Raw genomic sequence first — 24,689 nt, 5'->3', positions numbered from 1 at the left:
GCTGCCGCGCCCAGCCTACTCCGCGCTTCTGAGCCAGACCAGCATCTCGCCGGGGTCGCGGTTGTCCCAGGCAAAGTACGGCACGGCGGTGATTTTCGCGTCCTCGACCGCCGGCGGTTCGGTGCGGTAGAGCCCCTCTTCCCAGTTTTCGAAAGCCTCCTTTTTGGCAATCGCCGAAAGTGTCACAACGCCGCCCAGAAGGTTCGGCTGCTGATGCGCCTCGATGTCGGCCGTGCGCGGCAGAGCGATGCGGTGCAGCTGGCTGGAATTGTCGGTCTCCTCGACGCAATAGATCAGCGGGCCGCGCGCCAGTGCGACGCGGCCGATATCCTGCCGCACCTGCGGATTGGCGTAGAGGCGGTCGACGGCCATTTCGAGGTCGAGCTCGACGCGGTCGCCCTTGCGCCATTCGCGGCGGATCGCGGCATAGCCGTCGCTGCTGATGGCAGCCAGATCGACATCGGCGCCGTTGACCTTGAGCGCTGCCTTGCGGCACCAGGCCGGCAGGCGCAGGTGCAAAGTGAACGCGGTCGGAGCTTCCGGTTCGACAGAGATCGAGACCGCGCCGTCCCAGGGATAATTGCTCGTTTGGGTGAGCTCTATCTGCCGGCCCGCAATATCGAAACGAGCCGTGCCGTTTCCATAGAGATGGACGGCGAGTGCGTCGTCCGACAGGCCGTAGAAATAGCTGCCGATCGAGGCGACCATGCGCCCGACATTGGGCGGGCAGCACGGGCAGCGGTGCCATTTCCAGCGGTGGTGGGCGCCGCGGCTTTCGAGCGGATTTTCGTAGAAGAACAGCGAGCCGTCGAGCGACAGGCCCGAGATCGAGCCGTTGTAGAGCGCCCGCTCCATGATGTCGGCGTAGCGCGCATTTGGACCCATGCCGAGCATGCGACTTGCCCAGAACACCAGGCCGACCGAAGCACAGGTCTCGGCATAGGCGGTGTCGTTGGGCAGGTCGTAATCGGCGGTGAAACCCTCATTGTGCGATGACGGCCCGAGGCCGCCGGTGACGTAGAGGTTCTTGGTCATGAGGTCGTCCCACAGCCGGTCGAGCGCCACCCGCAGCGTGTCGTCGCCATATTCGGTGGCGATGTCGGCCATGCCCGAATAGAGATACATCGCCCGCACCGCATGGCCGACGACCTTGTCCTGCTCGCGTACGGGCTTGTGCGACTGGTTGTATTCGTAAGTTTTGAAATGATAGGCCTTGGGGTCGGCGCCGCGGGCGCGCGCCTCCTCGTCGAAATAATGCGGCTGCTGGCCGCGCTGATCGATGAAATATTTGGCAAGCTGCATGTATTTGCGCTCGCCCGTCACCCGCGCCAGTTTGACCAGCGCCAGCTCGATCTCCTCATGGCCGCAATAGCCCTTCTTCTTGCCGGGCTCGGGACCGAACGTCTCGGCGATATGATCGACGTAGCGGCACATGATGTCGAGCAGCTTGCGTTTCCCCGTGGCCTGGTAGTAGGCGACGGCGCCTTCGATCAGGTGGCCGGCGCAATAGAGCTCGTGGCAATCGCGCAGATTGGTCCAGCGCAGGCCGGGCTGGATGCGCTGGTACCAGCTCGACAGATAGCCGTCGGGCTGCTGCAGCTTTCCATACATGTCGATGACGGCATCGATCTTCTTCTCGAGCTCGTCGTTGCGGCGGCGATAGAGCGAATAGGCGGCGGTCTCGATGGTCTTGCCCCAATCGGAGTCCCAGAACATCTGCGTCGTCACCGTCGATCCGGTGAACTCATTGCCGGCGGTGGCCGCCTCGTCCGGCGACGGTGAGTGGAACGGAATGACGACGCCGGGCGATGGCCGGTCCGGGTCGATCTGCTCGAGCATGCGCGCCTCGACGCAGCGGTCGTAGAGGATGCCGGCGGTCTTTGAGGCGACGGCATCGACGCGGTCGCCCCAGAAGCCGCGCACATCGACCTGCGGCACGGGCAGCGGGCGGAAGGCGAGTTTCGGCTTGGCGCCCTGACTGGCGGATTGCGATGCGGTCATCAATTTACTCCCGTTCGATTTCTTGTGGTCACTTCACGGCCCCTGCCATCAGGCCGCGGATGTAGAAGCGCTGCAGCAGCAGGAAGAGCACCAGGCACGGCACCATCATGACGGTGACGCCGGCCTGCACGGCACCCCAGTCGATGGCGCCGAAGCGGCCGGACTGCAGCGCCGTCATCATGATCGGCAGCGTGAATTTCGACTGGTCCGTCATCAGCACCAGCGCAGCCAGAAACTCGTTCCAGGCGCCGAGGAAGGCGAACAGCGCGATGGTGACGATGCCCGGCCAGACCAGCGGCAGCATCACCCTCAACAGCATGGTGACGTTGTTGGCGCCGTCCATGCGCGCGGCCTCCTCGATCTCGCGCGGCACCGCATCGAAGGCGTTGCGCATCATGAAGATCGAGAACGGCAGCTGCAGCGTGACGTAGACGCAGACCAGCCCGGTCAGCGTGTTGTGCAGGCCGATCTTGGTCAGCACCAGGAAGATCGGCGTCAGGATCGACTGGAACGGGATCATGATCGTCGACAGGATGACGACGAACAGCAGGTTCTTCAGCGGAAAACGGAAGCGCGAGAAACCGTAGCCGGCGAGCACGCTGACGATCACCGACAGCACCACGGTCATGACCGAGACGTAGATGCTGTTTTGCGCCGGCAGCCAGAGGCCGTCGCCGAAGGTGTTGAGCGTGGCGTAGTTCTCGAGCGAGATGCCGCTGGTCGGCCACGGCGGCAGCGGTGGCTGGCGCGCCTCCTGCGCCGGCTTGAAGGCCGAAAGCACCGTCCAGGCGATCGGCGCCAGGAACAGTATGGACGCGATGATGCCGGTCGAGTGCTCGGCGATCTGCATGCCGATGCGGCGTTTGCGGGTGCGAGCCTGCGCCATCAATCGACCCCTTCCGGATTGCGCAGCAGCCGCAACTGGATCAGGCTGAGCGCCACCAGGATGACCAGCAGGACCATCGAAAGTGCCGCGCCATAGCCGAGCTTGAACGACACGAAGGACTGGTTGAAGATCCAGTAGACGGCGGTCAGCGTCTGGTTGCGCGGGCCGCCGCGCAGGATGATGTAGAACTGGTCGAAGGCGAGGATCGAGCCGGCGACCGACAGGATCAGCGCCAGCGCCAGCGTGCGGCGCATCAAGGGCAAGGTAATCGCCCGGAACCGCGCGAATGGCCCTGCCCCGTCGATCATCGCCGCCTCCTGCAGGTCCGGCGGGATCGACTGCAGGCCGGTCATCAGGATGATCATGGTGAAGCCCGCCACCTTCCACACCACCATGGCGATGATCGACCAGAAGGCCGGCTGGAAGGTCGCCAGCAGGTTGAATTTCTTCTCGGTCAGGCCAAGCTCGAAGGCGGCCGGGCTGAACAGGCCGGAATCGACATTGAGCAGCCACGACCACAAAAGGCTCGCCGAGGCGAAGCCGATGACCGCCGGCATGAAGAAGGACGTGCGGTAGAAGCCGGTCAGCTGCCGCGGCCTTTCGATGAACAGCGCCAGCGGAAAGGCGACGGCGAAGATCGCGATCGTGACCACCACCGTGTAGTAGCCGGTGAACTTCAGCGCGTTCCAGAAACGGGTGTCGCGCAGGATCGCCCAGTAATTGTCGAGGCCGATAAAGCTATGCGCGCCCATCAGCGGCCAGTTGTGCAGCGACATCCAGGCGGTCATGCAAAGCGGCACGATGAAGAAGACGACGACCAGGGCAACGGCGGGCGCGACATAGAGCAGGCCGATCCACTGCCGGCGGCCGGCGCCGACCAGTTTGTATGCGCGCGCTGGCGCGGCGGTGGTTGCTGTGATGGTGGTCATCGCTGGCCTTCTCCTTCTCCCCTTGTGGGAGAAGGTGGATCGGCGCGAAGCGCCGAGACGGATGAGGGGTGTTGGAAGGAATGCCGTCCGAGCCAAGCTGGAGCACCCCTCATCCGTCGCCTTCGGCGACACCTTCTCCCACAAGGGGAGAAGGGGGAGCCAACGTTGCGACGGCGTACTGTGATGGTGCTCATGCCTGTTGTTCCATTGGCGGGACGTCCCCCTCCCCCTTGAGGGGAGGGTCCGGTCGAAGGCCGGGGGTGGGGTCCTCCGCGAAGCGCGCCGACATCAAAAGAGCGTCGAGCACTGCCGCGATGACCCCGCCCGGACCTGCGGTCCGACCTCCCCTCAAGGGGGAGGTTAAGGGGCTGCGGGGGTGGGGCCCTCCGCGAAGCGCGCCGACAGAAATGTCGAGCACTGCCGCAACGACCCCACCCGGACCTTCGGTCCGACCTCCCCTCAAGGGGGAGGTGGAGCCGGCGCCTACTTCTGCGGCGCCGAATCGATGATCGACTGCATCGTTTCCTGCGCGTTGGCGATGGCGCCGTCGACGTCTTCGCCGAAGAAGACCTCGTTCATCATCTGGTTCCACGGACCGTTGGCCGAGTTGATCAGGTCGTTGAACACCACCGAATAGGGCGTGCGGCCCTTGGCCATGGCTTCGGCGGCGACCTTGTAGCGCGGGTCGAGGTCTTTCAGCGCCTCATTGGCGATGTCGCCGCGCACCGGCAGGCTGCCGTATTTCGCCAATATGGTCTGGCCTTCGAGCGAATAGGCGAAGTCGAGGAACTCCTTGACCACCGCGACCTTCGTGGTGCCCTTGGTGACGACGAAATTGTCGCCGCCGGCAAACGACGACCAGCCGCCATCCTTGCCGGGCAGGAAGGTGATGCCGTAGTCGATGTCGGGATATTGCGTGTTCAGCGCGCCGATGGCGAAGGCGCCGGACGGCGAGATGCCGATATTGCCGGTGGCGAAGGCGGCAAAGAAGTTGGAGCCGGTGTCGGTCTGCGCGCCTGATGGCACCAGATCCTTCTTGACCATCGAACGGTAGAGGTCGATGGCGCCGCGCATCTGCGGCGTGTCCAGCGTCGCCTTGGAGCCGTCCTCCGTCAGGATGTCGCCGCCCGAGGCCCAGATCAGCGGCGTGAAGGTGAAGATGTTGCAGCCGCCGCAATTGCCGGAGAAGTAGAAGCCCTTGATGTCGCCGCCGAGCGCGTTGACCTTTTCGGCGTCGGCTTCGATTTCGGCCCAGTTGGTCGGGCCCTTTTCCGGGTCGAGGCCGGCCTGCTTGAACAGCTTCTTGTTCCAGATCAGCACCGAGGAGTCCGCCGAGAACGGCAGCCCGTAGATGCGGCCCTTATAGGTGCCGGTCTTGACATGCGCCGGCGACAGGCTGGCGAAATAAGGCAGCGATTTCGCCCAGTCGGTGATGTCTTCGAGCTGGCTGGCGGCGGCGAAGGACGGCGTGTAGATCAGGTCGAGCGACAGCGCGTCGGGCGCCGTGCCGCCGGCAGCGGCAGCACCATATTTCGGGATGATCTCGGCATTCGGGATGATGTCGAGCTTGATCTGGTTCTGATGCCCCTTGTTGAAGGCATCGACGATGCGCGGCATGAAGTTCGAGCCGTCGGCGCGAACCCAGATGTTGGCAGTGTCGGCGGCGGCCGAGCCGACTGTTGCCAGCGTGCCCAAAATGCTCGCGGCGATGGCGAGCCCGGTAATGGTGGTTCTCATGCTTCTCCTCCACATGGTTTTAATTTAGCGTTTTAATTTAGCCGCGCCCCCAAGCGGGTGACTATCGACACGGCCCGTTTCGTTCAGCCGTCCGGCGGACGGCCGCATGACTGACGCACCACCAGCCGGCACGGCAGTTTTCTGATGCCCGGCAGAGCGGGTTCGCCGCCGACGAGCGAAAGCAAGGCAAGGCCGGCCTCGCGGCCAAGTGCTGAAAGGTTCATGTCGACCGAGGTCAGCGGCGGGCGGGTCGCCTCGGCGACGATCTGCCAGTTGTCGAAGCCGATGACGCCGACCTCGTCCGGCACGCAAATACCGCGCTCGCGCAAGGCGTCGATGACGCCGCGCGCGATCTGGTCGTTGCCGCAAAACACCGCATCGGGCTTTTCGCGCGTGCCGTCGAACCCCTCGCCGTCGAACAGTTTTGCCACCGCCTCGTGGCCCCAGGCCTCCGACCACGGGCCGAGCAGCGGCTCCATGACCGGCAGGCCGTTCTCGGCCAGCACCGCGCGATAGGCCTCGGCGCGGGCGTGCACCACGGCAAAGCTCGCCGGACCGCTGACATGGGCGATGCGCCGCCGCCCGAGCCGGCAAAAATGCTCGACCGCCAGCCGCGCCCCGCCGGCATCGTCGGACACGAAAGCGATGGCGCCCGGATCCGGCTCGGTGAAGGCATAGATCGCCGGAATGCCGAGATTGGCGAGATCGACCGGCAGATGGCGGTCGATGCGCTTGCCGGTGGCGATTATGCCGTCGACGCGCTTGTCGAGCATGGCATCGACATGCAGCTGGGCAAGGCGCGGGTCGTCCTCGACATTGCACAAAAACACCGAGACGCCGGCATCGACCAGCGCATCGGAAACGCCAGCCATCAGCGGCAGCGAAAAGCGGCCATAGGTGTCGTTGGTCAACAGCCCGACGGTAAAGGAGCGCCGCCTGAGCAGGCTCTGCGCCAGGCTGTTCGGGCGAAACCCAAGCCGCTGCGCCGTCTCGCGAATCCGCGTCCGCGTCTCGGCCGTCATCCGCCCCTGCCCGTTCAGCGCCTTCGATGCCGTGGCGACGCTGACGCCGGCAAGCGCCGCCACCTCGCGGAGGGTGACGGGCTGCTTGGCGGGCGTTGGCTGCGCATCGGACGCCATAATTTGGATATCGATCCTCCCATTTGAGAAAAGCTTTTCTCTTGCCGGCCTGCGAGGCGCTGAATGGTGAAGTCAGCGGATGCCGGCAGAGTTGGGAAAAGGTTTTCTCAAAAGGAAGATTAGGGGAAGGATGCAAGGATGGCAAGAGAGAATGGCCTGGTTACAGGCATGTTCGGCAGTCAACTACGACTCGCTGCCCTGGGTCCAGGATCTGCCATGGCGGCCCGAAGGAAAGAGGGCGAGCAGCTTTGGCGTGCATTGCCGTTCAGCGGGCACCGCGATCAAATAATCGCGGTGCCGCAGTCTTCCCGCACGGCTAGCAGTTCTCAGTCTGTGGATCGCACGCCTTGTTTTTCTGTTTCTGTGGCTTGGGCTTGACCGCCTGCTCGGGCTCGGCCTGCTGCTGCTCGGCCGCTGGCTGCTCCTTGGCCTTCCGCTTCTCAGGCTTGGCAGCCTGCTCCGGCTCAGCCTGCTGCTGCTCGGCAGCGGGCTGCTTCTTGGCCTTCCGCTTCTCAGGCTTGGCCGTCTGTTCGGGCTCGGCCTGCTGCTGCTCGGCGGCGGGCTGCTTCTTGATCTTCGGTTTCTCAGGCTTGGCCGCCTGTTCCGGCTCGGCCTGCTGTTGCTCGGCGGCGGGCTGCTTCTTGGTCTTCGGCTTCTCAGGCTTGGCCGCCTGTTCCGGCTCGGCCTGCTGCTGCTTGGCGGCGGGCTGCTCCGCGCCCTTCGGCTTCACAGGCTTGGCCGCCTTGCCGGGCTCGGCCTGCTGCTGCTCGGTGGCCGGCTGCTCCTTGGTCTTCGGCTTCTCAGGCTTGGCGGTTTCTTCGGGCTTGGCCTGCTCGGTCGTTGCAGCGCCTTCGGTCGGCTTCGATTTCCGGCCAGCCTGAACCTGCTTCACCTCTTCGATGTCTTTGAGCTTAGCTGGTTTGGCCTTAGGGTCGGCTTTCACCTCGCCCTCAAAGACAGCGACCGTATCGTTTTCCAGTTTGCCGGACTGCTCGGGCGCGTCGGTCTTGCTGACCTTGACGGCAGTCACCTTCTGGTTCGTCTCCTTTTCGATCACATCGACATCAATGACTTTGTTGATCACCACGTTGTTCTGGATCGTCACGTCGCCGGCCGGTTCGGCCGCCTCGACAATGCGCACAAACTCCGGCTCATCACGAATAACGACTACAGAAATGTCCGCGGCAAGGAATTCGCGGGTGGGGACCACAACCCAGTAATAATCCGGCGTCGTGTCGAAGGTCACCTCGATTGAAATCAAATCCGGATCGCGGCGGGGCGGCAGCGGCGCCCAAATGATGTGCTCTCTGTCACGACGCCAACTCACCCATGCTGGCGCCCAGCGAGTGCCCGGAACCCAGTACCAGCCGATATCGTCGGCATAGCCCCACCGGCCGTAATGGTACGTCGCCCAGCCGAATGGCTCGTCGGACACCCAGAGCCAGCCATACTGCTCGGTATAGACCCAGTGTCCAAGCGTATACGGACGCCAATCGTCAGGCACATCAACCGGCACGAAAACGGTCGCTCCGTGATACGAGACCCAATCACCATAGGAAGACAGGTCTTCGTAGAACGTGCTGATCGAAACGGTGGTGGCAGCCCTTGCCTCGGACAAAAGCGACAATGGCGCAATTGGGTTGGGAATCTCGACGACCGTGAGCAGGCAGGCGGTTACGCCGCCGAGCATCAGTCGCACCGCATGTTGGGCAAGGACGCGTTTCATCGTAATCTTCCTCCGAAACAAATCGCCCTTCATCGTACAAACCCGCCGGCTGCCGGATTGTTCCACTTTGCTGACGTTACCCGCATCGCCTCCCGCAGCGGCTCGGCATCGCACGATGATATTTGGGATCAGAGTTGCTTCATGAAGGCGGTGACCGTCACAAATGCGCGCCGAAGGCGCGGCGATAAGTCGTTGGTCAAAAGGCCGACGGTATCGGGCGAAAGCCAAGCCGCTGCGCCGTCCCGCGAATGCGGGTCCGCGTTTCGGCGGTCATCCGCCCCTGCCCGTTCAGCGCTTTTGAGGCCGTGGCAACGCTGACGCCAGCGAGCGCGGCCACCTCGCGGAGGGTGACGGGGGTCTTGGCGGAGACAGGCTGTGCGTCGGACGCCATGATTCGGATATCGATCCTCCCAGGTGGGAAAAGCTTTTCTCTTATGGCCCGGCGGGGTGCTGAATGGTGAGGTCAGCGGATGCGGGGCGATTTGGGAAAAGGTTTTCTCAGAGGGAGATTAGGATGAGAATTCGGGTATGGCAAGAGGGGACGACGGCAGAAGTGAGCTTGAGATCCTATCCCTTTGGCCGAACTACCCCGCTTTCAAAATTTGATCGATCCGATGCTATCCAGTCGCGTACAGCCTCGATGGTGGCGGAGATATAAGGCACCCGAAGCCCGCACTCCCAAACAATGCCGGTACGCCAACCCGAATTGGCGAGCATCTCTATCACCTCCCTGTCGCGCTCAATGTTTCGGACGAACTTGTTCGCCCAAAACTCCGCGTTGTCGGCAGGCGTTGTGCACCAGTGACAGCCGGCATGACGATGCCAGAAGCAGCCATGTACAAAGATGGTGGCGCGCCTTGATGGAAGTACGATATCGGGTTTGCCCGGCAGCCCTGCAACGTGCAAACGATAGCGAAGACCGGCACTATGCAGCGCCTTTCGCAGCCGGATTTCAGGCTTCGTGTTGCCGGCCTTGATCCCAGCCATCATGCGCGATCTTATTTCTGTGCGGACTACATCAACCACAGTATGGAGGCCTGTATTTCTTGCAACAACTCGTTATTCTGTGATGGGGTTTATCAGGCGGGTTCCAGAAGGCGTGATTCTTGCCAGTATATTCGATCGTAGATATTTTTGCCGGCCCAGGCGGACTGGCTGAGGGATTTTCGAGCGTCCGCAATGCTGACGGGAAGCGGGCATTCCATATCGCCCTCTCTGTCGAAAAGGATTCTGCTGCCCATTCCACACTGAGATTGCGAGCCTTTCTACGCCAGTTCGATGGCAAGTTTCCGGATGCCTATTACAATCATATCAATGAAGGGGCCACAGAGCCCAATTGGTCTGAGCTCTACCCCGAGCAGTGGGCGGCTGCCGAATTGGAGGCTTGGCAGTTCGAACTCGGAAAGGAGAATCCTGCTGAGCGATTGAACGGCCGTATCGATGCCATTCGAGAGGAAAGTGGCGGCAACTCCATTCTGATCGGCGGCCCACCTTGCCAAGCCTATTCGCTTGTTGGGCGAGCACGGAATTCCGGCATCCAAGGATATGTAGCCAGTAAGGATGATAAGCACTTCCTCTACCAAGAGTACATCAGAATCCTGGAGCGTCTTCGTCCTGCAGCCTTCGTGATGGAGAATGTCAAGGGCATGCTATCTTCGTCGGTTGACGGAGAAAATCTAATATTTGACCAAGTGCTGAAGGACCTTCGGGGTGCAGAGAGTGGGCGCGAGCGCTACCGACTCATCGCGTTGACTCCTCGCCGTCGAAGGCAGCTCAACTTCGGAAGGTTTCAGCCAACAGCCGCCGATTTCGTGATCCGCGCCGAGGACTTCGGCGTGCCGCAGGCGCGTCATCGGGTTATTGTTGTCGGACTGCGAGCCGATGTCGCAGCCGATCTGCCTGACACCGCGCTTGCTGACGTAATGGTCCGTCACGCTCTTAAAGCAACGGTCGGCCATGTTCTTGATGGTATGCCGAAGCTACGGAGCGGGCTCAGCCGAGGGTTAGATACCGGGAAGGAATGGAAACGCGTCATCACTAGCGCAATGTCCTTCGTGGCCGGTGTTGAAACGAACCTGCCCGATGCTGAGCACCTCACATTCACGACGCGCGCTGCAAGGCATCTCGCCGCGTTCGAGAACCTGAGCGACGTGCCAGAGCGAGAGACTAGAGGAACAGGCATCGCCCGGGACTGCCCCGCCGACCTACGCAATTGGCTGATCGACCAACGGCTCAAGACGCTGCCAAATCATGTGACGCGCGGCCATATGACAAGCGATCTCGCGCGCTATTTTTTTGCGGCTGCATTCGCTGAGGTCACGGGTCGATCACCCAAGGCATCCGACTTTCCCGGGGAACTCGCCCCCCGGCATCAGAACTGGTCGACAGGAAAATTCGCCGACCGCTTCCGGGTTCAGATCGCGAGCGGCCCCTCCACCACCGTTACGAGCCACATTTCGAAGGACGGTCACTATTTCATCCACCCAGATCCGATGCAGTGCCGCAGTCTGTCGGTCCGCGAGGCCGCACGCCTTCAGACGTTCCCCGACAACTATCTTTTTAAGGGAAACCGGACTCAGCAGTATGTTCAAGTCGGCAATGCCGTCCCGCCGTTGCTCGCGCGCTGGATCGGAGAGGCACTGTGGTCGATCCTCAACGCGCGGCACATGCGCGATGACGCAGAACCGGCCCGCGCGAGACTACGCGATGTTGCCTGAGTACCACATTGCCAGTCTCGGCCGGGACTCAAGGGATAGGCTATGCCGCCTCCACACATGACCAAAGCGAGACGCCAAGGCGATTCATCCACAAGCGCAAATGCACGTTGGAGTGAGGAAGAGCTTCGTCGATCGGTCGACGCATACGTGCTGCTCCTGCGCCTGCAGATCCAGGGAATGGATCAAAAGTCGGAGCCGATCGCGCAGGCACTGCTGCGCGGTCCGCTTGCGCTACGGAATGATGCGGCAATCCGCTACCGCATGCGTAACATCTCTGCGGTTGTGCGAGAATTCGGAGCTCCCGCGCTGATCGACTTCTCGGCCGCCGAGAGCGTAGGCAGCGGCGTTCGGCCACGCATACGCGCGATGCTACTGGAGAATCTGGATTTCGGGCGTTTGCTCAACCCAGAAGTTCGTTCGCTGGAGGAAGAACGGCAGGATGCGCTGACTGCACTCAAAATCTTGCGCGATCGCATCGCCGACCTTGAGCAGGAGCTGCCATGGATAGGGCACAACAATCCTCCGGACACAGCTGCACCAAAGGAGATCGGGCGGGAGCATTTTCGGCAGGCACTATCCGACATCGACACGATTCAGAGAGAACTGAAAACAAGAAGCCCAGATAAGACGAGCGTCGAGCAAAGCAAATCTCGCCTCGTCCGCTTTGCAACCGCCCTCGCCACATGGGCGGGGGAGCGATTCACAAAATTCACCGACGCAGCGCTTGTGGCCGCAGCGCCGGTGGTCGTCATAAAGGTGTTTGGATTAGTCCCTGCTATTGTCGATGCGGTCGAAGCAGTCACCCGGACGCTGGTTCATTGATTGAAGCATCTATTGGCCCACTGAAAGCCCGATTCTAAATCGCTGGAAAAGAAAATAATGCCAAGTGCCGAGAAGAAACTTCAATTTAGGCCGCGCGCCAGGATCATCCGCACCATCGGCGACCAGCTTATCAGCGGACCCGAAGCAGCCGTCATAGAACTGGTCAAGAATGCATACGACGCGGATGCGTCGTTCGTATCGATCAAATTTGTCCCACCTCTTCAAGTCGGCAAGGGCAGAATAGCTGTTGTTGATAATGGCCACGGAATGACGTTGTCTGACATTCAAGACAAATGGATGGAGCCAGCCACAGCTGCCAAATCAGGAACGCGGCTGTCGCCGATACGAAGGCGTCACATGATGGGCTCCAAAGGCATCGGGCGATTCGCTGCGGCCAAGCTTGGCAACCGGATGGCGCTTAACTCTGTCAGCGACCGAACAGGATCGCGAGCCGAAGTTCTGATCCCGGAGCTGAACTGGAGCGTGTTCGATGGTGACACGTATCTATCAGACGTTTCGATCGACTACCTGACCCAGGAAACGACCCTGCCCACGGGGACGACCATTGAGATCAGCGAACTTTCAGAAGACTGGACAGAAACGAAGCTCTCTCGACTCTACCTTGAGCTTCGGCGGCTAATATCCCCGCTCCAGCAGAACGAACAAGACAAATTCTCCATCTATCTCGACCTGTCGGCCTGCACGAAGAAAACAGCAGGTTTCGACGGCTGGAGCGTGGTTGGGACAACGTACGACCCAGACAGCGCGAATGACACACTTGATCCCAAGAAGGCTTTCGAGGTTCAGCCATTCCCAATCCTGACAAGTAGCGACTACGAGGTCTCGGGTCATTTCGATGTGGAGGGGCGCTTCCACGGCACAATGCAGATTCGTCGTGCAGGGCAAGCACCTCAGTCGATCGATCTTGTCCTTCCACTGCGGGATGAGGAGCAGGCCTGTGGCGTAGTCACTGTCCAACTGTTCCTGTTCGATCGAGAGGCGGCAGTTGTTCGCGAGGCTGTCAAAAAGGCTGGGCTGGGGGATATGAACGCCGCCGAGGCCCGTCAGATTCTGGACAGTGTTGCCGGGATCGCAATTTACAGGGACGGGTTCAGAATCCGCCCTTATGGTGATCCTGAAAATGACTGGCTAACACTGGACAAGCGTCGAGTTCAGAATCCAAGCCTTCGAATTGGGCACAACCAGATCGCCGGATATGTTACAGTTCAGCATCAAGACGCTTCTGGCTTGGTGGAACGAAGCAGCCGAGAGGGTTTTGAACAGAATGCGGCATTCCGTCGGCTTCACCGAATTATCACAGACCTATTGGCAGAACGCGTAGAACCGCGACGACAGAAATTCCGTGAGGATGCAGGAATAGCAAGGCGAAAGCGGACCACTTTCGAGGATGTCAAGAAGATTTCCGAATTGGGGCCCCTCCAGAATCTCATATCTGATATTTCCCCCGATAAGAGAGTTTCAGCTCAAGGGCTCATAGCCAAACAGTCTGCTCTCCTAGTCGATAGGATTGAAGCCCTCGAAGAGCGCCAGAGGATTCTGGAAGCACAATCGTCGCTCGGGCAGATAATCGGAGAAATTCTTCACGAGGGCGCCCCCAGCGCTACTTTCCTTGCGAACACTGGAAAACGACTCCAGACGCGATATCAGTTCCTTTTCGACAACAGCAAATACACGGAAGAAACCAAGAGAGAATTTCCTGATAAGCTTGCGTTGGTCCGGGAAAACGGGGAGAAACTAAGACAACTCTTTGAGACACTTCGCCCACTTTCGGGGGCACGTAGAGGGCCACCGGAAGATTTTTACGGTGTCGATGCTGTTCACGAAGTGCTTGGAATCTTCGACAGCCATAATGTTGAAATGCAGGTCGAACAAGAGGGCACCCCCAAACGATTGTTCGGGTATAAGGACGATCTGAAAACCGCCTTGGTCAATCTAGTAGGCAATTCTATTCACTGGCTTGAACAGTCCAAGACGCAAAGCCCACAGATCAACATTCGATTCCGCTGGCAGGGGAGCGAAGCGATCATCTACGTCGACGACAACGGTCCAGGAGTTCCGGACGAGTTCGCCGAGCAGATATTCGACGTCGGCTTCACACTCAAGGACAATGGCACGGGCCTTGGCCTGAACATCGCCAAAGAAGCACTGTCCAGATCGACTGCGTCTCTGCACTATCATATGCATTTTTCGAACGGCACTCGTTTCGAGATACGGTTTCCTTGCTTGGGGGGTTAGAATGTCAATTCGCTTATTGTTCGTTGAGGATGACAAAGCGCAGCTCTCGCTGTTCGAAGATGCCATAAAGGAATGGAACGAAGCGCACCCAGAGGTGTCTTTTGAACTGATGGTCGCGACTACATACGAAGAAGGGCTCGCTCAACTCAGCCGACTTCGTCTTGATGCCGCCCTTCTCGATCTGCGTCTGAAGGGCGGCGAGGATAAACTGGCCGGAAGCCGTTTGGCGGATTTATGTGTTCTTCAGTACGGCATTCCTGCAGCAATTATCAGCGGACACCCTGCAGATTTTGATCGAAAGGCGGAAGGGCATGAAATGCTGGCCGTCTTCGACAAAGGAGATGCAGACGCGTACGATAAGGCTATCAAATGGTTCGCCGATCTTTCCCCAATGATTGAAGTGCTCGATGGCACACGAAGGAATATTCAGGCGCGCGGTGCATCTGTCTTCTACGGCCGGGTGTGGCCGCGTTGGAATTCTTATGAGGCGTTAGCGGGGATAGGCGCCAAACAACTCGTTGGCATCGTTTCAAGGCAGTACGCTAGTCACATAGCGGACATCTTGGGAATTGATTCTGAGGATAGCGTAAAATGGCACCCGTTTGAGAACTATATTCAACCCGCGCTTCAGGAGATTCGACCCCATACCGGCGACGTATTCAGATTTGAGGATGGATTGTGGATCGTTTTGACGCCTCAATGCGACATGGCCACTCAGAAAACCGACCCAATATTACTCGCTTACTGTGACACAGAGGCGCTACTTGAAGATTGGAAACAGCATGCGGCGTCATTAAAGCCCGCCTCGAGCAAATCAAAAAGGGATGGTGCTGAGAAATATTTCAGGAAGCTTGTCAATCAGTTCGAGCCAGCCCAACACTTCCTCCCCCCACTTGAGGACGGGAAGCCCCTAGTAGTACAATTCAAGAAGCTTCGGACGATTCCACTAGCCGACCTTCAGAAAAGCCTGGCGAAAAGAATAGCCTCGGTGGCATCTCCCTTCCTTAGCAACCTTACTCAGCGATTTGGTTCCTACGTCAGTCGGATCGGCCAACCCAATATAGATATCAGTCACTTTAGCTAGGGTGGCTGAGTCGGCGAGGGGGCAAGTCCCACATCGAGAATCGTCTTGATCAGGTCCGGTTTGGCCGCGTCCTTTTCGAGCAGGCGCCGCAGTCGGCGTTCCAGCCGGCCGCGGTAAAACAACAACGCGCCACACTATTTCGCAGCCTGTCGCAAAATGCCCGCGCCGTCCGTCCTCGGACAGAAGGAGCCCGCCATGACAAACCTCATCATCACCGAATTCATCAGCGTCGATGGCATTGCCGAGGTCGAGAAGCTGCCGGGCGTTGCCTGGAACGATGAGATGCAAAAATTCATGGACGACGAGCTTGCCGACAGCGGCGCCATGCTTTTGGGGCGCACGACCTATGAGATCTTTGCCGGCTCGTGGCCCAAGGAGACCGGAGATTTTGCCGACCGGTTCAGCGCCCTGCCGAAACATGTCGCCTCGACGAGCTTGACGCCGCGCGGATCCCTCCCGCGATTGATGCGATCGAGTTCGCAGCCACCAGGCGGAAGGTTCTGATCCGCCCTTTCTTGCTGCGGCGGTAGGAAGACTTCTTGATTCAGCCACAAGCCCAAATTGCTGGATTTGGCAGCTCTGGAAGGATAAGCTTGGTTTGTGGTTCAGCGATGGAACAGAGACTAGCCGCAATTCTGGCTGCCGATATGGCGGGCTACAGTCGGCTGATGGAGGCCGACGAATCCGGCACGCTCGCACGCCTTCGGACCCATCGCATAGAACTGGTCGATCCCGCCATCGCGAAGAACAAGGGCCGTATCATCAAGACCACCGGAGACGGCATGCTCGTTGAGTTCCAGAGCGTGACCGATGCCGTGAAATGCGCCGTGGAAATTCAACAGCGCATGAAACGGCGCAATTCGGATGTGCCGCAGGAACGGCGCATCGAATTCAGGATCGGCATAAATCTCGGCGACATCATTTTCGACGATGAGGACATTTTCGGCGACGGCGTCAATATTGCCTCGCGCATCGAGCAACTCGCCGACGTCGGCGGTATCTGCGTGACCGCAGCGGTGGCGACCCAAATTGCCGACCGTCTCGAAATTGCCATGGAGGACCTGGGCGAGAAGACGTTAAAGAACATCAGCCGCCCGGTTCGCCTCTATCGCGTCGGGTTTGACAGTCCTGCCCTGCCAGAAGTCGAGGCAAAGCGATCCATCTCGAAACCTTCGATAGTGGTGCTGCCGTTCACCAACATGAGCGGCGACCCCGAGCAGGAATTTTTCGCGGACGGACTGACCGAGGACATCATCACCGAACTGTCCCGCCACCATGAGCTGTTCGTCATCTCGCGCAATTCCAGCTTCGTCTACAAGAACCGCGCCGTGAATGTGCGCGAGGTGGCCGAGAAACTCACCGTCCAATACCTGGTGGAGGGAAGCGTCCGCAAGATCGGCGACAGGGTGCGCGTGACGGTTCAGCTCATCGACACGGCGAACGACGCTCATATTTGGGCAGACAAGTATGACCGGAAGCTGGACGACATATTCGCGATTCAGGATGAGGTGACCGCGGCGATCGCAGCCACGCTGCCCGGTCGCGTCGAGGCGGCTCAGCGGGACCAGCTCGCGCGGGCGAAACCTGCAAACATGGCCGCGTATGAATGTGTGCTTGCTGCCAAGGTGCTGCATCACCGAAGCACGATTGCAGATAATGAACGCGCGCAAACCTTGATAGAAAGGGCCGTCACGCTCGACCCCGATTATGCCCATGCCCATGCCTGGCGGGCCTGCATTCTTGGCCAGGCCTGGGTCCATAACTGGTGCGAAGACAGGGATGCCATCTGGAACAACATCATGGCAGCGCTGGACAGGGCGCTGGCGCTGGACAACAACGATGCCGATGTCCATCGCATTCTCGCGGCCGTGAACGTGAACAACAATGAGCTGACCACAGCGCGCTACCATCAAGAGCGGGCGCTGGCCCTCAATCCCAATTACGACCTCGTGGTGGTGCAGCAAGGCGAGTTATTGACGTGGCTGGGGAGGCCGGAGGAGGGAATTGAATGGATCCGCAAGGCGATGCAGTTGAACCCGCACCACCCGGAGAGGTTCTGGAGCCATCTGGGAAAAGCGCATTTCGCCGCGCGCCAGTATGGCGAGGCGATCGAAGCTTTCATGCATCTGTCAACCATGGACTCGGCTCAGCACGCTTTCGCCGCTGCCTGCTACGGCTGGCTCGGCGACGAAATCGCGGCCGCGGCGCATCTAGGCAAGATCAGAACGCTCGATCCCCAATTCGACCTCGATTCATTCATCGCCACCCTGCACTATGCCCAGGAGTCTGATGTGCAGCACGTCCGCGAAGGACTGCTGAAAGCCGGAATTGCCAACCTGTAGGCAGCCGGTAGCTACGAACCAGATCCAATCGGCCCCCGATGCGGACCTTGTGGCATGACCGAACGACGGGCAGGTCGGACAAGCTTTTCCCACGGTATCGGTCTTTGGAAGCGACCAGGGAAAACCCTCCCCCTGAAAGAGCGCCGCGCTAGTTGACGGCCCATGTCGCATAAGGCCCGCGCCATTCGGCCCTGCCAGAAAGGAACCCGCCATGAGAAAACTCATCATCACCGAATTCATCAGCGTCGATGGCATTGCCGAGGTCGAGAAGCTGCCGAGCGTGGCCTGGAACGATGAGATGCAAAAGTTCAAGGACGACGAGCTTGCCGACAGCGGCGCCATGCTGTTGGGGCGCACGACGTATGAGATTTTTGCCGGCTCGTGGCCCAGGGAGACCGGAGACTTCGCCGACCGGTTCAACGCGCTGCCGAAATATGTCGCCTCGACCAGCTTGCAGGCGCTCGACTGGCAGCCGGCCGAGCTGCTGCAGGGCGCGTTGCCGGAAGCGGTCAGAGGGCTGAAGCAAGGCAGCGGCGGCAACATCTATGTGCATGGCAGCCTCAGCGTCGCGCAGGAATTGCTGCGCCACGGCCTGGTCGACCGCATCCGCCTGCTCAGCTACCCCGGTGCCGTCGGCCAGGGCAAGCTGCTGTTCCCGCCCGGCGCGCAATTGCCGCTCGAGCTGATCTCGGCCACGCAATTCAGCAACGGCGTGGTGGCGCTGGAGTATGCGGCTGGGATGGCGTGATGAGCCAATCTCCCCCCTTGAGGGGGAGATGCCCGGCAGGGCAGAGGGGGCGGTTCGACCGGGCTCGGCTCCTCTCTTGCGGCAGTGGGGGGTTGGCGCATTACGCGAGACGACCCCCTCTGTCGCCTTCGGCGCTCCCCCTCAAGGAGGGAGATTGGCAGCGCCCCTACACCGTCCGCTGCCTGCCCTCGACCGCAGCGTCTTCCCGCGCCCTCAGCGCCTTCTCGATCTCGCGCTTCAGCTCGTCCTTGATCGCCACCGTCTCTGCCATCAGCGCCTCGACCTTCATGAAATCGAGCACCCGGTATTTCGAAACGGCCGGCCGGATCAGAATGTCGGGCCGGCTCTGGTTCAGCTTGCTGGCGATGATCGACTGCATCATCAGCTGCGTGGCGCCGAACATCAGGTCGACGGAGGTCGGGAATTTGCGGCCGGCCTCGGTCGGCGCGCCGACCACGTCGACGGCGATGATGATGTCGGCGTCGAGCTCGATCAGGTCGAACGGCACGGGATTGTAGATGCCGCCGTCGATCAGCAGCCTGCCGTCGCGCATCACCGGACGGAACACCGCCGGGATCGCCGCCGAGGCGGCCAGCGCCGAATGCAGCTCGCCTTCGTCGAACACGGCGAGCTTGTGGCCATAAAAGTCCGTTGCCGTCACCTTCAGCGGTATCTTCAATTCGGCGAAGGTCTCGGGAATGGCGTCGGGCAGGAACGCCTTGAGGATGCGCTCGACATTGAACTGGCTGACCCGCAGGCCGCCCTGCATCGCCTCGGCAAAAGTGCCGGGCCGCGCCCGCCACATGCGCGTCGCCACTTCGGCGCGACGGCCGAGGATCGAGCGCGTATAGTCGTGGATGTCCTTGCCGGTCATGCCCGAGGCCATGCCGGCGCCCATGATGGCGCCGATCGACGAGCCGGCGATTGCCGCCGGCCTTATGCCCAGCTCGTCCAGCGCCTCGATGACATGGATATGCGCCAGCCCACGCGCCCCGCCGCCGCCAAAGGCGATGCCGAAGCTAGGGCTCATCCCTTGTTGGCCGCGCCGAGCTTCGGCCCGACCACCATGACGGCCGGCTCGGCGGAGAGCAGCTTTTTCGCCACCGCTTTCACCTGGTCCAGCGTCACCGCGTTTATCAGGGCGGCGCGGCGCTGCATGTAGTCGATGCCGAGCTTGCCGAGCTGGATCTCGACCAGCGTTGAGGCGATCGCCCCGGAGGAATTCAGATTGTTTATGGCATAGGCGCCGATCATGTATTTCTTGGTCGCCGCCAGCTCGGCTTCGGTCGGCCCCTCCTCGGCCATGCGCTTGACCACGTCGCGCACCACGGCCAGCGTCTCGGCCGCCCTGTCGGCGCGGGTCGAGGTGGTGATGGACAGCGCCTCGGAATGCTGGTGGTCGACGAGGTCGGAGCTGACGCTGTAGGCCAGACCGCGCTTCTCGCGCACCTCGTCGAACAGCCGCGAGGTGAAGGTGCCGCCGCCGAGGATCTCGTTCATCAGCACCGCGGCGAAAAAATCCGGCGCATTCCGCTTCACGCCGGGATAGGCGAGTTGCAGCGAGGCCTGCGGCTGGTCGTAAACGACCTCGAGCTGCTGGCCGAGCTTCAGCTCGATGTCGGGAACGGGCGTCAGCGCCTGCTTTTCCGGCAGGCTGCCGAACACCAGGTCGAGCTTCTGCTTCAGCGTCTCGGCGTCGATGGCGCCGACCACCGCGACATGCAGGCCGTCGCGGGCGAAATTCGCCTTGTGGAAGGTGCTGAGATCGGACGGCGTAATCGTCGCGATGCTTTGCCTGGTGCCCTGGTCGGGCCGCGCATAGGGATGATTGCCATAGATCGCTTCCAGCCATTTGCGCTGGGCGAGCGTATCGGGATCGCGCTCGTTGGCGATGATGCCGGACAGGATCTGCGCGCGGATGCGGTCGATCGGCACCTGGTCGAAGCGCGGCTGGTTGACTGCCACGCGCAACAGGTCGAAGGCGCCGTCGCGCTGGTCGGCCAGCATGCGCATCGAGCCGTAGATGCCGTCGCGCTGCGCCTCGAAGCTCATCTCTGCACCGACGTCGTCGAGCTTGATCTGGAAGGCCTCGCTGTCGAGGTTGCCGGCACCTTCGTCGAACAGGCCGCTCATCAGATTGGCAAGCCCTTCCTTGCCGGGCGGATCCTGCGTCGCGCCGCCATCGAAGACGAAGCGGATGGCGACGATCGGCACCGAATAATCCTCCACCAGCCAGGCGGCAATGCCCTTCGACGAGGTCACCTCCTGGATATTCACGGCGGCGCGAGCGGAAAGCGCCGGCAGGAGGAGAAAGAGAAGGGAGAGGAACAGGGTTGCTAGAAGAGGGCCGGCGCGCCAATTGCCAAGGTCGGCGCCGCCCCTCATCGCCCTGCCGGGCACTTCTCCCCGTATAGTGACGGGGAGAAGGGGCTGGCCGCTGTCCCGGCGCTCGCTCTGCAAACGCTGAAGATTGGCGAAACCGTCGGTGGCGGCGCCCCTCTCCCCGTCCGTATACGGGGAGAGGATGCCGGCAGGCAGGTGAGGGGCAGCGCCAACTCTCAAGCTCATCATCAAATCAATTCCCAGCTTGCGTTTCGGGAAGCAAATAACCAGTCGTTGCGTGGTCGAGATTGAGATAGCGGGCAGCGACCGCCTTGACCTGGTCGGCGGTGACCTTGCGGATGCGGTCCGGCCATTGCTGGACGTTCTGGACGTTACCGCCTGTGGCGAGCGTCGAGCCGTAGATGTTGGCCATGTCCTCCTGCTTGTCGCGGGCAAAGATCATCGAGCGTACGAAACGGTCCTTGGATTTTTCCAGCTCGTCGCTGGTGACGCCGTCTTTCGCGATGCGGGCGATCTCAGCGTCGACCGCGGCCTCGATGTCGGCAAGCTTGGCATCGCCGCGCGGCGCGCCGTAGACGGTGAAATTGGTGTCGTCGAGCATGGTGCCCTGGAAGAAGGCGCCGGCCTCGGCGGCGATGCCTTGCCTGACGACAAGCTCCTGGTAGAGCCGGCTGCGGTTGCCGCCGCCGAGGATTTCGGACAGCACGTCGAGCGCTTCGGCTTCGCCGGGCTTTGCCGTGTGATAGGACGGGACCACCCATTGCGTGGTAAAGCTCGGCACGCTGACGCGCCCGTCGGTCAGCGTCACCGTGCGCCTGGTGTTCTGCTCGGGCTCGACGGGTCGGATGCGCGGCGGCAGGTCCGGGCCGCGCGCGATCTTGCCATAGGTCTTTTCGGCCAGCGCCTTGACCGTTTCGGGCTCGACATCGCCGGCCACCACCAGCACGGCGTTATTGGGTGTATAATATTTGTTGTAGAAGGCCAGCGCGTCGGTGCGGTTCAGCTTCTCCATCTCCTGCATCCAGCCGATGACCGGAATGCGGTACGGCTGGTTCTGCCACAGCGTGGCGTCGATTTCCTCGTCGAGCACTGCCTGCGGATTGCTATCGATGCGCGAGCGGCGCTCCTCGAGGATGACGTCCCGCTCGGTCTTGATGACATCGTCGTTGAGGATGAGATTGCGCATGCGGTCGGCCTCGAAGCCCATCATCTCACCGAGCGCCTGCGGCACCACCGTCTCGTGAAAGGCGGTGTAGTCGTAGGAAGTGAAGGCGTTGTCCGAGCCGCCGATGGCGGCGACGGCACGGTCGAGTTCGCCCGCCGCATGGTTGCTGGTCGCCTTGAACATCAGATGCTCGAAGAAATGGGCGATGCCGGACTTGCCCGGCGGCTCGTCGGCGCTGCCGATCTTGTACCAGACCATATGGGTGACGATGGGGGCGCGGTGATCGGGGATGACGACGACCTCCATGCCGTTGTCGAGCAGGAAATCGGTCACGACGCCATCGTCAGGATTGTTATCCGCCAGAGCCGGCGCGGCCATCACCAGAGCCAGTCCCAAGAGCGTTCCGCGCAGCCATTCAGCCTGAAATGTCATAGATGGCTCCGGTTTGTGGTGGGACGATAGGCGGGGTTGCTGGTCGAGGCAAAGCGAATTGTTCGTCATTTTGAAGGCGCCACCGTGGAAGCCGAACTCAGGCGGCCTCGATGAACCGGATGACCGTCTCGCCATAGTTGCGCTCGTCGACAACCGAAAAGCCCGGCCCTGCCTCGAACGGCGCCGCCGCGGCTTCCTCGACGACGCAGAGCGCGCCGGGGGCGAGCCAGCCGCCGGCCTTGGCCGAGCGCAACGCGCGTTCGCCAAGGCCTTTGCCATAGGGCGGATCGGCAAAGACCAGGCCGAATGCGGCGATGGTGCCCGCCTCGCCCAAGCCCGTCGCGTCGCGGCGGAATATCTTGGTGCGGCCGGTGAGGCCGAAGGCCTCGACATTGCTGCGGATCAGGCCGCGCCCTTCGGCGGATTCTTCGATGAAGACAGCGTAGGAGGCGCCGCGCGACAGCGCTTCGAGGCCGAGCGCGCCGGTGCCGGCGAACAGGTCGAGCACGCGCGCGCCGTCCAGTTTTTCAGGAAAGCGATGCGCCAGCACGTTGAAGACCGCCTCACGCGTGCGGTCGGTGGTCGGGCGGATGGCAAAGGTGCGGGGCGTCGCCAGCGGACGCCCGCGAAACTCACCGCCGACGATCCGCATTGCTTCCCTTCGGGCCGCCGCGCGGCCGGTCGCCACCGCCATCCGGGCGCTCGCCGCGCGGTTTGCCGAACGGCTTTGCACCGCCGCCTTGCGGCTTGCCGCCGGGCTTGCCGTAAGACGGCTTGAACGATGCCTTGCGCGCCTTGTTTTCCGCCGCCTTGGCGGCGTCTGCCTCCGCCCTGCCCTTGCCGATCGGCCGTGCGCCCGGCGCCATCCAGACATTGGCCTTGCGCTGGCCCGGCGGCTCGATCGGCCGCTGCTCGCGTTCGGATTTTTTCCCACCGAAGCCGCCACGAGGCTTGTCGCCGCGGGGTTTGTCCCCGAAGTCGCTGCGTTCAGGTCTGGGGCCACGCTCGCCAAAGCTCTTTTTTGGCCCAAAGGTCCTGTCAGGGCTTGTCGACAGCTTGCCGAGCGCTTCGTCGCGGCTGCCTTCGCGGCGCTTGCGGTTCTTGATCAGGCCGCCCTCGCCGATCGGCCGGCGTTCGCCGTCGCGGGTGAATTTCGGCCGCTCGGGCTCCTCTTCGCGCTCACGCCTGACCGGCTTGTTGGAAAACGGCTTGGCGATATCGGCATCGAAATTGGCGCCGGACTCTTCGACCAGGCGCTCGCCGAGCTGGTCGCGCAGCACGCGGCCCTTGATCTCCAGCACATGGCCTTCCGGCAAATCGTCGAGTTGAAACGGCCCGTAGGAAATGCGGATCAGCCGCGTCACGTCGAGACCGAGCGCGCCCAGGATGTTCCTGACCTCGCGGTTCTTGCCTTCGCGCAGGCCGAGTGTCAGCCAGGCGTTCGAACCCTGCTCGCGGTCGAGCGTCGCCTCGATGGCGCCATAAAAGACACCGTCGACGGCAATGCCTTCGCGCAGCCCGGCAAGCGCGCTTTCCTCGACCTTGCCGTGAACGCGCACGCGGTAGCGTCGCAACCAGCCGGTCGCCGGCAGTTCGAGCACGCGCGACAGGCCGCCATCATTGGTGAGCAGCAGCAGGCCTTCGGTGTTGATGTCGAGCCGGCCGATGGTCATCAGCCGCGGCAGCCCGGGCGGCAGCACATCGAAGACGGTCTTGCGGCCTTCGGGATCGCGGTTTGTCGTGACCACGCCGGCCGGCTTGTGGAACAGGAACAGCCTGGTGCGCTCGATCGGCGGGATCTCCATGCCGTCGAGATGGATGATGTCGCCGGGCATGACGTTGAAGGCCGGCGAGGACAACACCTTGCCATTGACCTTGACGCGGCCGGCCGCAATCAGTTCCTCGGCGTCGCGGCGCGAGGCCAGGCCGGCACGCGCCAGCCGCTTGGCAATGCGTTCGCCGGCTTCTTCCGTTGCCTCGACGCGACGCGGGCGCGGCTTGAAGCCGCCTTCCGATGCGGCCTGTGCCGTTTGTGCCCCATGGGGTCGATCGCCGCCAAAATCACGCTTGGGACGGTCGAAGCGCCTCTCGCCGCGCTCGCCTTCGACAGCTGCCGGCCGGTCGCCGCGCGGAGTGTAAGGCTTGCGTGGACCCGAGCGCTGTTCATAAGGCTTGCCTTCCGGACGCGGCCCTTTGCTGAATGGCCGGTCGCCGCCTTTGAAGTCGCGCTTCGGCCGCTCGCCTTCGGCAGCTGCCGGCCGGTCGCCGCGCGGCGCATAAGGCTTGCGTGGACCCGAGCGCTGTTCATAAGGCTTGCCTTCCGGACGCGGCCCTTTGCTGAATGGCCGGTCGCCGCCTTTGA

The 24,689-nt window shown here is 61.7% G+C and carries 19 protein-coding genes and 1 pseudogene; 7 read left to right on the top strand and 13 right to left on the bottom strand.

What is annotated here, in order from left to right; genetic code table 11:
* Positions 1-15: 15 nt before the first annotated feature.
* The 8 genes and pseudogenes from NKH90_RS19680 to NKH90_RS19645 all read right to left on the bottom strand — a co-directional run bounded on the left by NKH90_RS19680 (position 16) and on the right by NKH90_RS19645 (position 9,444).
* Complete coding sequence (locus NKH90_RS19680) at positions 16-2,001, bottom strand: glycoside hydrolase family 127 protein (protein WP_352820488.1); 1,986 nt, start codon at positions 1,999-2,001, stop codon at positions 16-18.
* Between the two features lie 28 nt (positions 2,002-2,029).
* Positions 2,030-2,887 carry a carbohydrate ABC transporter permease gene (locus tag NKH90_RS19675; RefSeq protein WP_023674366.1) on the bottom strand — a complete coding sequence of 286 codons (858 nt, stop codon included), beginning with the start codon at positions 2,885-2,887 and terminating at the stop codon, positions 2,030-2,032.
* A complete protein-coding gene (locus NKH90_RS19670; protein ID WP_352452309.1) occupies positions 2,887-3,816 on the bottom strand; it encodes a carbohydrate ABC transporter permease in 930 nt (309 codons plus the stop codon). The genes NKH90_RS19675 and NKH90_RS19670 overlap by 1 nt, the downstream gene beginning before the upstream one ends.
* 483 nt (positions 3,817-4,299) lie before the next feature.
* Positions 4,300-5,553, bottom strand: coding sequence for an ABC transporter substrate-binding protein (locus NKH90_RS19665; protein ID WP_352820486.1), 1,254 nt, complete (start codon positions 5,551-5,553; stop codon positions 4,300-4,302).
* A gap of 83 nt (positions 5,554-5,636) precedes the next feature.
* Complete coding sequence (locus NKH90_RS19660) at positions 5,637-6,692, bottom strand: LacI family DNA-binding transcriptional regulator (protein WP_352820484.1); 1,056 nt, start codon at positions 6,690-6,692, stop codon at positions 5,637-5,639.
* Between the two features lie 316 nt (positions 6,693-7,008).
* Positions 7,009-8,451, bottom strand: coding sequence for a DUF6600 domain-containing protein (locus tag NKH90_RS19655; protein WP_352820483.1), 1,443 nt, complete (start codon positions 8,449-8,451; stop codon positions 7,009-7,011).
* A 181-nt stretch (positions 8,452-8,632) separates the two neighbouring features.
* Positions 8,633-8,809 (bottom strand): annotated as a pseudogene (locus NKH90_RS19650) (LacI family DNA-binding transcriptional regulator); the annotation flags it as partial.
* Between the two features lie 176 nt (positions 8,810-8,985).
* Positions 8,986-9,444 carry a very short patch repair endonuclease gene (locus NKH90_RS19645; protein ID WP_352820482.1) on the bottom strand — a complete coding sequence of 153 codons (459 nt, stop codon included), beginning with the start codon at positions 9,442-9,444 and terminating at the stop codon, positions 8,986-8,988.
* Between the two features lie 80 nt (positions 9,445-9,524).
* Here NKH90_RS19645 and NKH90_RS19640 point away from each other — a divergent pair, with 80 nt between their 5' ends.
* The 7 genes from NKH90_RS19640 (at position 9,525) to NKH90_RS19610 (ending at position 18,387) form a co-directional block, all read left to right on the top strand.
* Complete coding sequence (locus NKH90_RS19640; protein ID WP_352820480.1) at positions 9,525-11,135, top strand: DNA cytosine methyltransferase; 1,611 nt, start codon at positions 9,525-9,527, stop codon at positions 11,133-11,135.
* 57 nt (positions 11,136-11,192) lie between these two features.
* Positions 11,193-11,957 carry a hypothetical protein gene (locus NKH90_RS19635; RefSeq protein ID WP_352820479.1) on the top strand — a complete coding sequence of 255 codons (765 nt, stop codon included), beginning with the start codon at positions 11,193-11,195 and terminating at the stop codon, positions 11,955-11,957.
* Positions 11,958-12,014: 57 nt separating this feature from the next.
* Complete coding sequence (locus tag NKH90_RS19630; RefSeq protein WP_352820478.1) at positions 12,015-14,213, top strand: sensor histidine kinase; 2,199 nt, start codon at positions 12,015-12,017, stop codon at positions 14,211-14,213.
* Position 14,214: 1 nt separating this feature from the next.
* Positions 14,215-15,297: a hypothetical protein gene (locus tag NKH90_RS19625; protein WP_352820477.1), complete on the top strand. Its 1,083-nt coding sequence runs from the start codon at positions 14,215-14,217 to the stop codon at positions 15,295-15,297.
* A 195-nt stretch (positions 15,298-15,492) separates the two neighbouring features.
* Positions 15,493-15,801 carry a dihydrofolate reductase family protein gene (locus tag NKH90_RS19620; protein WP_352820476.1) on the top strand — a complete coding sequence of 103 codons (309 nt, stop codon included), beginning with the start codon at positions 15,493-15,495 and terminating at the stop codon, positions 15,799-15,801.
* A gap of 107 nt (positions 15,802-15,908) precedes the next feature.
* Entirely contained in the window at positions 15,909-17,639 is a 1,731-nt protein-coding gene (locus NKH90_RS19615; RefSeq protein WP_352820545.1) for an adenylate/guanylate cyclase domain-containing protein, read from the top strand.
* A 211-nt stretch (positions 17,640-17,850) separates the two neighbouring features.
* Positions 17,851-18,387: a dihydrofolate reductase family protein gene (locus tag NKH90_RS19610; RefSeq protein ID WP_352820475.1), complete on the top strand. Its 537-nt coding sequence runs from the start codon at positions 17,851-17,853 to the stop codon at positions 18,385-18,387.
* Positions 18,388-18,553: 166 nt separating this feature from the next.
* Here the strand turns inward: NKH90_RS19610 and NKH90_RS19605 are convergent, their stop codons facing one another.
* The 5 genes from NKH90_RS19605 to NKH90_RS19585 form a co-directional block, all read right to left on the bottom strand.
* On the bottom strand, positions 18,554-19,417 hold the full coding sequence (locus NKH90_RS19605; protein ID WP_352820473.1) for a patatin-like phospholipase family protein: 864 nt from the start codon (positions 19,415-19,417) through the stop codon (positions 18,554-18,556).
* Positions 19,414-20,772, bottom strand: a complete 1,359-nt coding sequence (locus NKH90_RS19600; protein ID WP_352820543.1) for a M16 family metallopeptidase — start codon at positions 20,770-20,772, stop codon at positions 19,414-19,416. Before NKH90_RS19600 ends, NKH90_RS19605 begins: the two co-directional genes overlap by 4 nt.
* 190 nt (positions 20,773-20,962) lie before the next feature.
* Positions 20,963-22,327, bottom strand: a complete 1,365-nt coding sequence (locus NKH90_RS19595; protein WP_352820472.1) for a M16 family metallopeptidase — start codon at positions 22,325-22,327, stop codon at positions 20,963-20,965.
* 97 nt (positions 22,328-22,424) lie between these two features.
* Positions 22,425-22,979 (bottom strand): 16S rRNA (guanine(966)-N(2))-methyltransferase RsmD, encoded by a 555-nt coding sequence (rsmD, locus tag NKH90_RS19590; protein WP_352820471.1) that lies wholly within the window; start codon positions 22,977-22,979, stop codon positions 22,425-22,427.
* Positions 22,960-24,689 (bottom strand): pseudouridine synthase (locus NKH90_RS19585; RefSeq protein ID WP_352820469.1); only part of this gene is annotated, 1,730 nt, incomplete at its 5' end. The genes rsmD and NKH90_RS19585, both read right to left, overlap by 20 nt.

It is taken from the genome of Mesorhizobium sp. M0898 (assembly GCF_040319695.1).
Lineage (GTDB): Bacteria > Pseudomonadota > Alphaproteobacteria > Rhizobiales > Rhizobiaceae > Mesorhizobium.
Note: the sequence above shows the minus strand (reverse complement) of the source record. Positions and strands in the feature narration are given on the sequence as shown.

Coding starts and splice junctions, on each gene's coding strand:
- NKH90_RS19680 (WP_352820488.1), bottom strand. CDS start 2,001: ATGACCGCATCGCAATCCGCCAGTCAGGGCGCCAAGCCGAAACTCGCC.
- NKH90_RS19675 (WP_023674366.1), bottom strand. CDS start 2,887: ATGGCGCAGGCTCGCACCCGCAAACGCCGCATCGGCATGCAGATCGCC.
- NKH90_RS19670 (WP_352452309.1), bottom strand. CDS start 3,816: ATGACCACCATCACAGCAACCACCGCCGCGCCAGCGCGCGCATACAAA.
- NKH90_RS19665 (WP_352820486.1), bottom strand. CDS start 5,553: ATGAGAACCACCATTACCGGGCTCGCCATCGCCGCGAGCATTTTGGGC.
- NKH90_RS19660 (WP_352820484.1), bottom strand. CDS start 6,692: ATGGCGTCCGATGCGCAGCCAACGCCCGCCAAGCAGCCCGTCACCCTC.
- NKH90_RS19655 (WP_352820483.1), bottom strand. CDS start 8,451: ATGAAGGGCGATTTGTTTCGGAGGAAGATTACGATGAAACGCGTCCTT.
- NKH90_RS19635 (WP_352820479.1), top strand. CDS start 11,193: ATGACCAAAGCGAGACGCCAAGGCGATTCATCCACAAGCGCAAATGCA.
- NKH90_RS19630 (WP_352820478.1), top strand. CDS start 12,015: ATGCCAAGTGCCGAGAAGAAACTTCAATTTAGGCCGCGCGCCAGGATC.
- NKH90_RS19625 (WP_352820477.1), top strand. CDS start 14,215: ATGTCAATTCGCTTATTGTTCGTTGAGGATGACAAAGCGCAGCTCTCG.
- NKH90_RS19620 (WP_352820476.1), top strand. CDS start 15,493: ATGACAAACCTCATCATCACCGAATTCATCAGCGTCGATGGCATTGCC.
- NKH90_RS19615 (WP_352820545.1), top strand. CDS start 15,909: ATGGAACAGAGACTAGCCGCAATTCTGGCTGCCGATATGGCGGGCTAC.
- NKH90_RS19610 (WP_352820475.1), top strand. CDS start 17,851: ATGAGAAAACTCATCATCACCGAATTCATCAGCGTCGATGGCATTGCC.
- NKH90_RS19605 (WP_352820473.1), bottom strand. CDS start 19,417: ATGAGCCCTAGCTTCGGCATCGCCTTTGGCGGCGGCGGGGCGCGTGGG.
- NKH90_RS19600 (WP_352820543.1), bottom strand. CDS start 20,772: ATGAGGGGCGGCGCCGACCTTGGCAATTGGCGCGCCGGCCCTCTTCTA.
- NKH90_RS19595 (WP_352820472.1), bottom strand. CDS start 22,327: ATGACATTTCAGGCTGAATGGCTGCGCGGAACGCTCTTGGGACTGGCT.
- rsmD (WP_352820471.1), bottom strand. CDS start 22,979: ATGCGGATCGTCGGCGGTGAGTTTCGCGGGCGTCCGCTGGCGACGCCC.